Here is a 13368-nt window from a genome sequence, read left to right on the forward strand (position 1 = left end):
TGTGAGGGCTGTAGTTCAGAGAGTAAAACATTCAAACGTTATAGTAGATAATAAAATAGTTGGAGAAATAGGAAAAGGATTTAATGTATTATTGGGAATATCAAAAGATGATACAATAGAAGATGTGAAGTACTTAAAAGATAAAATAGTAAACCTCAGAGTCTTTGAAGATGATGATGGTAAACTAAATAAATCACTAAAAGAAGTAAATGGGGAGTTATTAATAGTGTCTCAATTTACTCTTTACGGAGATTGTAGAAAAGGTAGAAGACCTAATTTCATGGAAGCCTTAGGCGGAGAAGAAGCTGAAAAGTTATATTTAGAGTTCGTTAATTTGTGTAAAGATGAACTATCTAAGGTTGAAACAGGTGTGTTTGGAGCAGAAATGCTTGTAGACATAAAAAATGATGGACCAGTTACGCTAATAATAGATAGTAAAAAAGTATTCTAAATCAGAAAGGAGAAGAGTTTATGAAAATAAAGAGAATTCCAGCAGGTATGTATGCTGCTAACTGTTATATATTGATTGATGAAGAATCGCAATTTGGTTGCATAGTAGATCCGGGTGGAGATGAAGATTTTATAATTAAACATGTAGAAAATAGTAATATAAATGTTAAATTCATATTATTAACTCACGGACATTTAGATCATGTAGGTGCAGTTAACTCATTAAAGGAAAAATATAATATTCCTGTATATATAAATGTAAAAGATAAAGTTTTAATGGAAGACAGAGAAAATGTTTTTGGACCAATGTGGAATGAAACATCAGAAGATAGTGAATTAGCAGATGGAGATATAATAGAACTTGGAGATTTAAAGATAAAATGTATAGAAACTCCAGGACATACTCCAGGAGGAATGTGTTTTGCAGTGGAAAATGTAGTGTTCACAGGAGATACATTATTTCATGGATCTATTGGTAGAACGGATTTTCCAGGAGGAGATTACAAGCAATTAATTAATAGTATAAAGACAAAACTTATGATTCTTCCAGATGATACCGTAGTTCTTCCAGGACATGAAAGTGAAAGCAGTATTAAATTTGAAAGAGAACATAACCCTTTCATATAAGGGGTGATTAAAGATATGGTAAAGATAAAATTAAATAATTTTGCTTATAGATATGATGTATATCATATCTTTAAGCTCTTTTATAATCTTTCAAACATTGAATTTGTGGAAGAAGATTATGATTATAGGGTACATATAGAAGAAGATAAAGTAATTATATATGATAGTGAAAACCGTAATAATGTTTTTAACGTAAAAGGAAATGTAAAATTTAAAGATGAATTAAGAAGAATAATATTTAAATATCTTAGAGACAAAACTAGAAAAGAACTCCCATGGGGGAGCTTAATAGGAATAAGACCTACTAAGAGAGTTCATCGTATGATTCAAGAAGGATTGAAAGAAGAAGAAATAATTAGATCATTAATGGAAAATTTCTTTGTAAGAAGAGACAAAGCAAAACTTTCTATTGATGTGGCTAAGGCTGAACAAAAAATGGTAAATAAAGATACTAATACTATAAGTATTTATGTGGCTATGCCATTTTGTCCTACACGCTGTCTTTATTGTTCTTTTGCATCTAATCCTATAAAGAGCTTTAAGAAGATGGTTAAACCCTACTTGGAGGCTTTAAGCTACGAAATTCATAAAATTAAGGAATTTATTGATTGTAAAGGATTAAAGGTTGAGTGTGTGTATTTTGGAGGCGGAACTCCAACGGCTATAGATGATGATGAATTTCACAGTACTTTAGAACTTATTTATGAGAGCTTTGTAAAAAGTAGAAATGTTAAAGAGTTTAATGTGGAATGTGGACGTCCAGACAGTATAACTGAGGCTAAGTTAAAATCTATGAAAAATTTTAATGTAAATAGGATAAGTATTAATCCTCAAACTATGAATGATAGTACTTTAAAAGCTATAGGGAGAAGCCATAGTGTACAGGAGGTAATAGATAAATTTAATTTAGCTAGGAAGATGGGCTTTGATAATATAAATATGGATATAATTATAGGTCTGCCAAACGAAAATCTAGAGCATGTTAATAATACATGTGAAGAAATATTAAAACTCAATCCAGATAGTATAACGGTTCATGGAATGTCTGTAAAAAGAGCTTCTATACTGCATGAACAAATAGTCACTGGGAAAGTTAAAGTTATGGAGCAAACAGAGTTAAATGAAATGTATAGTAAAACAGTAGAATTAGCAAAAAAGCTAAATATGATACCATATTATATGTATAGGCAAAAAAACATGGTGGGCAATATGGAGAATGTAGGATATTCCAAACCTAACAAAGAGGGAATATATAACGTTGAGATGATAGAAGAAAGGCAAACTATAATAGCCTTAGGAGCAGATGCAGTTACTAAAGTTATATTCTTAGACATTGATAAAATAGAGAGAATGGGAAATATAAAAGATGTAAGAGAGTATGTAGATAGAATTGAGGAAAAAGTAGAGAGCAAACTACAATTATTAAAAACTCTATACTAGCAGTACTTTGATGTTTACAGCTAAGGCTTTAAGGATTATAATTTATAGTTAGTGTATAGACCTTCAATGGAATTATAATTTATCTAAGGAGAGTGAGCAATAGTGGCAATTCAAGCGCCAAAGGGTACTAAAGATTTACTACCTATGGATTCATATAAATGGCAGTACATAGAAGAAAATTTAAGACAAATGGCAGCGGTTTATGCTTGTAGAGAAATAAGAACTCCTATATTTGAGCATACTGAACTTTTTGAAAGAGGAGTAGGAGAAACTACTGATGTTGTTCAAAAGGAAATGTATACTTTTAATGATAAAGGAGGTAGAAGTGTTACTTTAAAGGCAGAAGGCACTGCTCCAGCAGCGAGAGCTTTTATTGAAAATGGATTGTTTAATGAAGCTTTACCAATAAAGATGTATTACTTTACACCTGTATTTAGATATGAAAATGTTCAAAAAGGTAGATTAAGGCAGCATCACCAATTTGGAGTAGAGGTTTTTGGTTCTCAAGAAGCTTCATTAGATGCTGAAATAATAAGTCTTGCCATGGGAGCTTTCAAAAAGTTTGGAATAAAAAATTTAGAGTTAAACATAAATAACATAGGATGTCCAGAATGCAGGCAGAGATATAATGAAGCTTTAAAAAGTTATTTTAAAGAAAAACATGATGAGCTTTGTGATACATGTAAAAGCAGGTTTGAAAGAAATCCTATGAGAATATTGGATTGTAAAAATGAGGAGTGCAAAGCCATTGCAAAAGGAGCTCCTATAATTTTAGATTACGTATGTGATGATTGCAGGGATCATTTTGAAAGCTTGAAGCTATACCTAGATGCACTAGATATAAAATATAAGGTAGATCCGTATATTGTAAGAGGTCTTGATTATTACACTAAAACCGTGTTTGAAATAATAAATGATAATATAACTGTATGCGGTGGTGGAAGATATAATGGACTTATAGAACAAATAGGAGGAAAATCAACACCAGCTGTGGGCTTTGGTATGGGAATAGAGAGACTTATACTCACACTAGAAGAAAATAATATTGAGATCCCTAAACCAAATTACATAGATATATATATTGGATTTATGGGAGACAAAGGTAAAATAGAAAGTATTAAGCTTGTAAACAGCTTAAGAGAAAGAGGCATTAAAGCCGAATGTGATCATATGGATAAATCCGTAAAGGCACAAATGAAGTATGCTAACAAAATAGGAGCTACTTATACAGTTATTTTAGGAGATACTGAAATAACTGAAAGAAAAGCAAAACTAAAGAGAATGGAAGATGGAACACAAATTGAAGTAGCATTAGATAATATTGATGAAATAGCAACAATATTAAAAGAAGGTAATAGATAATAAGTAATAGGTAATAGGTAATAGGAGAAAATATTTTTAGGAATGTACAAAATAATCTTTACTAATTAAAATTGTGCTAGCACCTAGCACCTAGCACCTAGCACCTAGCACCTAGCACCTAGCACCTAGTACCTAGTACCTAGTACCTAGCATCTAAAATAAAAGGAGGACGAAAAAGTGGGAGAGTCGTTAAATGGACTTAAAAGAAGCATAATGTGCGGTGAACTTAGAGAATCCCATATAGGACAAAAGCATGTTGTAATGGGATGGGTTCAAAGAAAAAGAAACTTAGGTGGATTAGTATTTGTAGATCTTAGAGATAGAGAAGGTATACTTCAAGTTGTATTCGGAGAAAAGATCAATAAAGATGCTTTTGAAAAAGCAGATTTAGTTAAACCTGAATATTGTATTGCTGTTGAAGGAGAGTTAGTAAGAAGAGAGTCACCAAATGAAAGTTTGCCAACAGGAATGGTTGAACTTAAAGGGGAAAGTATTAAAATTTTATCTGAATCAGAAACACCACCTATTTACATAAAGGAAAATCTAGACACAGATGAAATGGTAAGATTAAAATATAGATATCTTGATCTTAGAAGACCTGATATACAAAGAATATTTAAAATAAGACATAAAGCTGCAAAGGTTGTAAGGGATTTTCTAGATGAAAATGGATTTTTAGAAATGGAAACTCCAATACTTACTAAGAGTACGCCAGAAGGGGCTAGGGATTATCTAGTTCCAAGCAGAAATTATCCTGGAATGTTCTATGCATTACCTCAATCACCACAACTATTTAAGCAATTGTTGATGGTTTCAGGTTATGATAAATATTTCCAAATAGCAAAATGTTTTAGAGATGAAGATTTAAGAGCTAATAGACAACCAGAATTTACTCAAATAGATATGGAACTTTCTTTTGTAGATATGGAAGACGTAATAAATTTAAACGAAAAACTAATACAAAAGATATTTAAAGAAATTGCAGATGTGGATGTAAAGCTTCCAATTGAGAGAATTACTTATAATGAAGCTATGAGTAAATATGGAAGTGATAAACCAGACTTAAGATTTGGTATGGAAATAAATGATATCAGCTCAATTGTTAAGGATGCTGAATTTAAAGTATTTAAAGATGCATTAGAGAATGGTGGAAGTGTAAGAGCTATAAAAGTACCTAATTCTGCTGATATGGGAAGAAAGCAAATAGATAAGCTAACTGATTTTGTAAAATCTTATAAAGCTAAAGGACTTGCATGGATAGCTTGTAAAGATAGTGAAATAAAATCACCTATATCAAAATTCTTAAAGGAAGAAGAAATTAATGGAATAATTAAGACTCTAGATGCTAAGAGTGGAGATTTAATATTAATAGTAGCAGATAAAAACAGTATAGTTTTACAAACTCTTGGAGCATTAAGACTTGAAATGGCAAAAAAACTAGAGATACTAAAAGACAATAAGGACTTCAGATTTGTATGGGTAACTGAGTTCCCATTAGTATCTTACAATGAAGAAGAAGAAAGATATCAAGCGGAACATCATCCATTCACAGCTCCTATGGAAGAAGATATTCAATATCTAGAAAGTGATCCAGGAAGAGTTAGAGCTATAGCATATGATATAGTTTTAAATGGAGAAGAACTTGGTGGAGGAAGTATAAGAATACACGATACTAAACTTCAAGAAAGAATGTTTAATGTGCTTGGATTTACAAAAGAAAGTGCATGGGAGAGATTTGGTTTCTTATTGGATGCCTTCAAATTTGGACCACCTCCACATGGCGGATTGGCTTATGGATTTGACAGATTAATAATGTTCTTGGCTGGAACTGAAAATATTAAAGACGTTATAGCTTTCCCTAAGAATCAAAATGCTTATTGTCCTTTGACAGAGGCACCAAACTTTGTAGACAGTAAACAAATAAATGAACTAGGAATAGCCTTTCAAGAAAATAATCAATCTAAATAGATTTAACTATGATATTTTTTTAGAAATGTAGTATAATATAAGTATAAAATAAAAAATAATTCCTACTATATTAGTATAATGAGTATATATTGACCCAACAATATTAAAAAAGGGAATCCGACTCTTTTTATGGAATGAAACTTTAAAGGCGACTATTAAAGGACAAGAAATAAAAAGGAGATGCCCACCTGTTATATACAGGTTCAACTATTACTCGTTCTACGGTGTAGTGGGAATTTTTAATTTCAAAAAATATAAGTCTTTATTCCATTATTGAACTTAAAAGTAATTAGTGATATAATTATATTATTATACCGGGTATAGGTATAAGTAGTATTGTGGGTAGTGGTTATTGGATAAAAGAATTCAATTGTTGTAGATAGGAGAATTGTATATATGGATAATAAAAAGGATGCTAAAAAAGATATACAAGTAAGGCTTAGAAGGATTGAGGGGCAAGTTAAAGGAATAGAAAAAATGATAGATAATAATACATGCTGCAAAGAAGTGCTGGTCCAAGTTGCAGCAGTAAGAGCTGCTGTAAACAAAGTAGGAGCTTTAATACTGAAAAATTATGCTCAAGATTGTATGGCAAGTGGAGAAGATAATGGAGATTTGAAAATAGACGATTTAGTGTCAACATTAACTATGTTTATGAAATAGGCAATCCATCTGGATTGCCTATTTTTACTTACTTCCTTTTATTTTACCTTGTTTTAGCGTTACAATAACTTTTGTAGTGGAAGCTACTAATACTGTTGCAACAGCTATAGCACCAGCACCGCCTATGGTTTGTAATCCTAATGTTAAAGATTTATCTATATTACCTTGAATGGATTCAAGCATTGTATAATACATGCCTGCACCAGGAACTAATGGTATCATTGCACAAATCATAAACGTAGTAACAGGCGTTTTTAGAACTCTTGCCATAACCTCTGAATATATACTTATGGCTAAAGAGCCTACAAATAATGCAAATACTTTAGATGGATAATATTCTAGAGATAATAAATAAAAAAACCAGCCAATAGATCCGCCTAATGATGCAAAAAATAAGTTTTTTCCTCTTATATTAAAGATTACTCCAAATCCTAAAGAAGCTAATAATGCATATAGAGAACCTAATATCATCTTACTATACCTCCAAAAAGTAAAAACCATAATTTCATAACTATACCGGTACCTACAGCAACGGCAATGGCTACAAAGATAGCTTCCACAGCTCTTGATATGCCGGATAATAAATCACCAGCTATGGTATCTCTAATAGCATTTGTGATGATTAAGCCTGGAGCAAGAAGCATTATGGAACCTATTATAATTTTGTCTTCATTTTGGCCTAAATTTAAATGTACGCTTACTAAAGCTATTAATGCAGCTATAGCGCCACCTAAGGAGTTTATGAAAAATTCGTTTATTCTTATGTTATTTAGTGCTATAGACATAATCTTTATTATAAATCCTATAAAAAGAGAAACAAAAAAATCTCTAAAGGTACCGCCAAAAAGTAAGGAAAAAAAGCCTGCGCTAAAAGATGAGGCTATAAGTAAAGCTTTATCATTATATCCTTGAATGAAATCGATTTCTTTTAATTTTTTTTCCACATATTCCAGCGAAAGGGATTTACTAACTATTGCTCTAGATAAATCATTAACTTTTGAAATTTTCTCTAAATTAACAGTTCTAATGCTAATTCGTTTAACTAAGGAAATTGTTTTATCATTTTCATCTGTTATAGATAACATTATTCCTGTTGGAGTCACAAAGCTATCTGCCTGCTTAACATCAAAGGCATAGCATATTCTGAGTATGGTTTCTTCAACTCTATACGTTTCTCCACCACTTTGAAGTATTATTCTTCCTGCTTCAGCAGCAATATGTAGTATTTTGTCGCTCCTATCCATAGTGTGAAGTCCTTTCTTCATATAATTGTTTATTAACAAAGTTATTATAGCATGATTTTTAGAAAAATCTCTATAGGAAAATAAGAATAATAATATATAAAATGAACTAAATGTTTGTACATATTATTATGAAATTGGATATTTGATTGATATTTTGACAATAAAATCTTATAATAGAGTAAAACTATATAGTAATTACCGAATAAATACATTAAGGAGGGATAAAAGTGAATTTTGATAACCTAAAGATTAATGATCCAGATATATTTAATATGATTGAAATGGAGAACAATCGTCAGAACAGCAACATTGAGTTGATTGCTTCAGAAAATTTTACTAGCAAATCCGTAATGGAAGCTATGGGGTCACAGCTAACGAATAAATATGCTGAAGGATACCCTGGCAAAAGATATTATGGCGGGTGCGAACAAGTAGATAAGGTTGAGAACTTAGCTATAGAGAGATTAAAAAAGTTATTTGGAGCAGAGCATGCAAATGTTCAGCCACACTCAGGTTCACAAGCAAATATGGCAGTGTATCTATCTGTATTGGAACCAGGAGATACAATAATGGGAATGGATTTAAGCCATGGAGGGCACTTAACTCATGGAAGTCCTGTAAACTTTTCAGGAAAGCTTTTTAAGTTCATTTCATATGGAGTAGATAGAGAGAATGAAAGAATAGATTATGATGAGCTAAGAAAACTTGCATTAGAAAATAAGCCTAAAATGATAGTTGCTGGTGCAAGTGCATATTCAAGAATAATCGATTTTGAAAGAATAAAATCAGTATGTGATGAAATTGATGCATATTTTATGGTGGATATGGCTCATATAGCAGGAATTGTTGCAGCTGGACTTCATCCATCTCCAGTACCATATGCTGACTTTGTCACAACAACAACTCACAAAACACTAAGGGGTCCTAGAGGAGGAGCTATACTGTGTAAAGAAAAATATGCAAAGGCCCTAGACAAAGCTATTTTCCCAGGAATACAGGGAGGACCATTATTGCATATTATTGCAGGAAAAGCAGTTTGCTTTGGTGAAGCTTTGAAAGATGAGTACAAAGCCTATATAAACCAAGTTGTTAAGAATGCCAAAGTACTAGAGGAAGAACTAACTAAGTACAATTTTAGATTAATTTCAGGAGGCACAGATAATCACTTGATTTTAATAGATTTAAGCAACAAAAATATTACTGGTAAAGATGCAGAAAAACTTCTAGATAGTGTAGGAATTACTGTTAATAAAAATACAATTCCTTTTGAAACTAAAAGTCCATTTATTACAAGTGGTATAAGAATAGGAACACCAGCTGTAACAACAAGAGGTTTCAAAGAAGAAGAAATGAAGGAAATAGCCTATCTCATAAATTATGTTATAGAAAATAGAGATGGAGATTTAGGTGAAATAAGAGAAAAAGTTAATCAAATATGTAGCAGATATCCATTATATAAATAGCGGCAGGTAGTCAAATGTGACTACCTTTTGCTTTGATTATAGTGTAAAGTTGGTGAAAGGTTTAACTATTTTAATAGTCTGACATTTATTTTATTTATTGACAAAAGATAAAATTTATTAAATAATATAAGTTATATTATGAATTATAGATTATTTTTAAATATTATTATAAAATTATTGTTAAATTTTAGATTTAAGTTTGTTTATAAAATAAATTAATTTATAAATTAGCTTATAGACTTTTAAGAAATGTTGCATAAATAAAATATAGTATATGCTAAGTCATAAAAATATGATATATTAATATATATTTTACATTTATGAAGCCACATATAAAAGTAATTAAGCTATACTATTAAACTATTATTGTTCAATTATAATAAATTGTTAAAAGAAAGCATATAAAAGATATTACAAGCTTTCTAAAATTTAAAAGCCTATATGTATATTTTCTAAGAACTATAAGTATCAATTATTATAATCTTAATTGTTAATTAAAATAACTTACCCCTAAATAGTAAGTTAAAATTATATAGAAAGAAGGTATAAACATGGCAAAAATGAAAACAATGGATGGTAATACTGCTGCTGCACACGTTTCATATGCATTTACTGATGTAGCAGCCATTTATCCAATTACTCCTTCATCTCCTATGGCTGAGCACGTAGATGAGTGGGTAGCTCAAGGAAGAAAAAATATTTTTGGACAAACTGTAAAAGTTATGGAAATGCAATCTGAAGCTGGTGCAGCAGGTGCTGTTCATGGCTCATTACAAGCTGGTGCATTAACTACTACATACACTGCATCACAAGGTCTTTTATTAATGATACCAAACATGTACAAGATGGCTGGAGAACTTTTACCAGGTGTACTTCACGTATCAGCAAGAGCCTTAGCTGCAAACTCACTTAATATCTTTGGGGATCACCAAGATGTTATGGCAGCAAGACAAACAGGCTTTGCTTTACTTGCAGAAAGTTCAGTACAACAAGTTATGGACTTAGGAGCAGTTGCTCACTTAGCAGCTATAAAAGGAAAAGTTCCATTTGTAAATTTCTTTGATGGATTTAGAACTTCCCATGAAGTACAAAAAATAGAAGTTTTAGAATATGATGATTTAGGAAAATTACTTGATATGGATGCTGTTAATGCTTTTAGAAGAAGTGCATTAAATCCAGATCACCCAGTAACTCGTGGTACTGCTCAAAACCCAGATATATACTTCCAAGAAAGAGAAGTTTCAAACAAATACTATGATGCACTTCCAGAAATAGTTGAAGAATACATGCAAGAGATAACTAAGTTAACTGGAAGAGAATATCACCTATTCAATTATTATGGAGCTCCAGATGCTGAAAGAATTATAATAGCTATGGGTTCTATATGTGATGCTATAGAAGAGACAATAGATTACTTAATGGCTAAAGGTGAAAAAGTTGGTTTACTAAATGTTCACTTATATAGACCATTCTCACTTGAACACTTCTTTAAATATATACCAAAGACAGTTAAGAAGATTGCTGTTCTTGATAGAACTAAAGAACCAGGATCAATTGGAGAACCTCTATACCTAGATGTTAAGAATGCATTCTACGGAAAAGACTATCAACCAGTAATAGTTGGTGGAAGATATGGATTAGGTTCAAAAGATACTGTTCCAGCTCATATATTACCAGTATTTGAAAACTTAAAGAGTGACACACCAAAAAATGGGTTTACAATAGCAATAGTTGATGATGTAACTAATACTTCATTACCAGTTGGAGAAGATATAGATACAACACCAGCAGGAACTAAAGCTTGTAAATTCTGGGGTCTTGGATCAGATGGTACTGTTGGAGCCAACAAAAGTGCTATAAAGATCATTGGAGATCACACAGACATGTATGCACAAGGATACTTTGCATATGACTCAAAGAAATCTGGCGGTATAACAGTTTCTCACTTAAGATTTGGTAAGACTCCAATCAAGTCACCATATTTAATAAATAAAGCTGACTTCGTTGCTTGCCACAACCAATCTTACGTTTTCAAATATAACGTATTAGAAGGGTTGAAAAAAGGTGGTAAATTCTTATTAAATACTATCTGGGGTCCAGAAGAATTAGAAGCTAATTTACCAGCATCATATAAGAAATTTATTGCTGAAAACAACATTGAGTTCTATACATTGAATGCTGTTAAGATAGCTGAAGAAATAGGCCTTGGCGGAAGAATCAATATGATAATGCAATCAGCATTCTTTAAGATTTCAGAAGTTATTCCAGTTGATGACGCTATTAAATACTTAAAAGAAGCAGTTGTAACTTCTTATGGTAAGAAGGGACAAAAGGTTGTTGACATGAATAACGCTGCTATTGATAAGGGTGTTGAATCAATAGTTAAGATAGAAGTTCCATCATCATGGAAGGAAGTTGTTGAGGAAGCTGCTGCTGCAGTTGAAGTTCCAGAATTCATTAGTAGAATTGTTAATCCAATGAACAGACAAGAAGGAGACAAACTTCCTGTAAGTGCATTTGTTGGAATGGAAGATGGTACATTCCCACATGGAACTGCTGCATATGAGAAGAGAGGAATAGCTATAAATGTTCCAGAATGGCAAATTGATAAGTGTATTCAATGTAACCAATGTTCATATGTATGTCCACACGCTGCTATAAGACCAATTCTTTCAAATGAAGAAGAATTAGCTAAGGCACCAGCTACATTTGAAGCTAAGGATGCTACAGGGGCTAAAGGACTTAAGTTTACAATAGCTATATCTCCACTTGACTGTACAGGATGTGGAAACTGTGCTGACATCTGTCCAGCTAAGGAAAAAGCTCTTGTAATGAAACCTCTTAATACTCAATTAGCAAAAACTGAAGCTTGGGATTTTGCTATGGCAGTATCACCTAAGAAAAACCCAATGAACAAATTCAATGTAAAAGGTAGCCAATTTGAGCAGCCATTACTTGAATTCTCAGGTGCTTGTGCAGGATGTGGAGAAACTCCATATGCTAAGCTTGTAACTCAATTATTTGGAGATAGAATGATGATAGCTAATGCTACTGGATGTTCATCAATCTGGGGAGCATCAGCACCAGCAACTCCGTATACTAAAAATCATAGAGGTCATGGACCATCATGGGCTAACTCATTATTCGAAGACAATGCTGAGTTTGGTCTTGGAATGTACCTTGGAGTTCAACAAGTAAGAGAAAGATTAGCTATGGCTGCAGAAGAAGCTATGAATGGTGGCATCAGCAGCGAATTAAAAGCTACTCTTCAAGCTTGGAAAGATAACTTTAATGTTGGAGCAGAATCAAGAGAAAGAGCTGATCAAGTAATAGCTTTACTTGAAGCTGAAAAAGGGAATAACCCATTATTAAATGATATATATGAAAATAGAGATTTCTTAGTTAAGAGATCAAATTGGATATTTGGTGGAGACGGCTGGGCTTATGACATCGGATACGGCGGATTAGACCACGTTCTTGCGTCAGGGGAAGATGTAAATGTTCTTGTATTTGATACTGAAGTTTACTCAAATACTGGTGGACAATCTTCTAAAGCTACTCCAACAGCTGCTATAGCTAAATTTGCAGCTAGCGGTAAGCAAACTAAGAAAAAAGACCTTGGTATGATGGCTATGAGCTACGGATATGTTTACGTGGCACAAATATCAATGGGTGCTGACAAGAACCAAACATTAAAAGCTATAGCTGAAGCAGAAGCTTATCCAGGACCATCATTAATTATAGCTTATGCTCCATGTATAAACCATGGATTAAGAAATGGAATGGGTAAATCACAAGAAGAAGCTAAGAAGGCTGTTGAATCAGGATATTGGGGTATGTATAGATATAACCCAGCATTAAAGGAGCAAGGAAAGAATCCATTTATTCTAGACTCAAAAGAGCCAACAGCAGACTTTAAAGAGTTCTTAATGGGAGAAGTAAGATATTCATCACTTGCTAAGCAATTCCCAGAAGCAGCAGAAGCATTATTTGAAAAAACTAAAAAGGACGCATTTGAAAGACTAGAAAACTATAAGAGACTTGCAAATCAATAATAGTATATACAAATAATATATTTAAAGAAGACAGCTTTTTATAAAAGAAGCTGTCTTTTTTTTACATTTAAGTGATATATAACAGAAGTACTGTAT

General features: G+C 32.1%; 10 protein-coding genes and 1 other RNA gene. 9 read left to right on the forward strand and 2 right to left on the reverse strand.

Annotation, left to right across the window (positions count from 1 at the left end; all coding sequences use genetic code 11):
• Window position 1: 1 nt before the first annotated feature.
• The 7 genes from dtd to ACWW38_RS16425 all read left to right on the forward strand — a co-directional run bounded on the left by dtd (window position 2) and on the right by ACWW38_RS16425 (window position 6510).
• Entirely contained in the window at window positions 2–451 is a 450-nt protein-coding gene (gene dtd, locus ACWW38_RS16395; protein ID WP_456258594.1) for a D-aminoacyl-tRNA deacylase, read from the forward strand.
• A 20-nt stretch (window positions 452–471) separates the two neighbouring features.
• Entirely contained in the window at window positions 472–1077 is a 606-nt protein-coding gene (locus ACWW38_RS16400) for an MBL fold metallo-hydrolase (protein ID WP_456258595.1), read from the forward strand.
• A 15-nt stretch (window positions 1078–1092) separates the two neighbouring features.
• Window positions 1093–2517, forward strand: a complete 1425-nt coding sequence (locus ACWW38_RS16405; RefSeq protein ID WP_456258596.1) for a coproporphyrinogen III oxidase — start codon at window positions 1093–1095, stop codon at window positions 2515–2517.
• 102 nt (window positions 2518–2619) lie between these two features.
• A complete protein-coding gene (gene hisS / locus ACWW38_RS16410) occupies window positions 2620–3879 on the forward strand; it encodes a histidine--tRNA ligase (RefSeq protein ID WP_456258597.1) in 1260 nt (419 codons plus the stop codon).
• A gap of 177 nt (window positions 3880–4056) precedes the next feature.
• Window positions 4057–5847: an aspartate--tRNA ligase gene (gene aspS, locus ACWW38_RS16415; RefSeq protein WP_456258598.1), complete on the forward strand. Its 1791-nt coding sequence runs from the start codon at window positions 4057–4059 to the stop codon at window positions 5845–5847.
• A gap of 56 nt (window positions 5848–5903) precedes the next feature.
• Window positions 5904–6087, forward strand: a non-coding RNA gene (ssrS, locus tag ACWW38_RS16420) — 6S RNA.
• 156 nt (window positions 6088–6243) lie between these two features.
• On the forward strand, window positions 6244–6510 hold the full coding sequence (locus ACWW38_RS16425) for a metal-sensing transcriptional repressor (RefSeq protein WP_456258599.1): 267 nt from the start codon (window positions 6244–6246) through the stop codon (window positions 6508–6510).
• A gap of 24 nt (window positions 6511–6534) precedes the next feature.
• Here the strand turns inward: ACWW38_RS16425 and ACWW38_RS16430 are convergent, their stop codons facing one another.
• Window positions 6535–6981 carry a threonine/serine exporter family protein gene (locus ACWW38_RS16430; RefSeq protein WP_456258600.1) on the reverse strand — a complete coding sequence of 149 codons (447 nt, stop codon included), beginning with the start codon at window positions 6979–6981 and terminating at the stop codon, window positions 6535–6537.
• A complete protein-coding gene (locus tag ACWW38_RS16435) occupies window positions 6978–7754 on the reverse strand; it encodes a threonine/serine exporter family protein (protein WP_456258601.1) in 777 nt (258 codons plus the stop codon). The genes ACWW38_RS16430 and ACWW38_RS16435 overlap by 4 nt, the downstream gene beginning before the upstream one ends.
• A gap of 227 nt (window positions 7755–7981) precedes the next feature.
• Here ACWW38_RS16435 and glyA point away from each other — a divergent pair, with 227 nt between their 5' ends.
• Window positions 7982–9217: a serine hydroxymethyltransferase gene (gene glyA, locus ACWW38_RS16440; protein ID WP_456258602.1), complete on the forward strand. Its 1236-nt coding sequence runs from the start codon at window positions 7982–7984 to the stop codon at window positions 9215–9217.
• Between the two features lie 551 nt (window positions 9218–9768).
• The gene (gene nifJ, locus ACWW38_RS16445) at window positions 9769–13272 is read left to right on the forward strand and encodes a pyruvate:ferredoxin (flavodoxin) oxidoreductase (protein WP_456258603.1); all 3504 of its coding nucleotides are present in this window, start codon (window positions 9769–9771) and stop codon (window positions 13270–13272) included.
• The last annotated feature ends 96 nt before the right edge of the window (window positions 13273–13368 follow it).

It is taken from the genome of Clostridium sp. JNZ J1-5 (assembly GCF_053901425.1).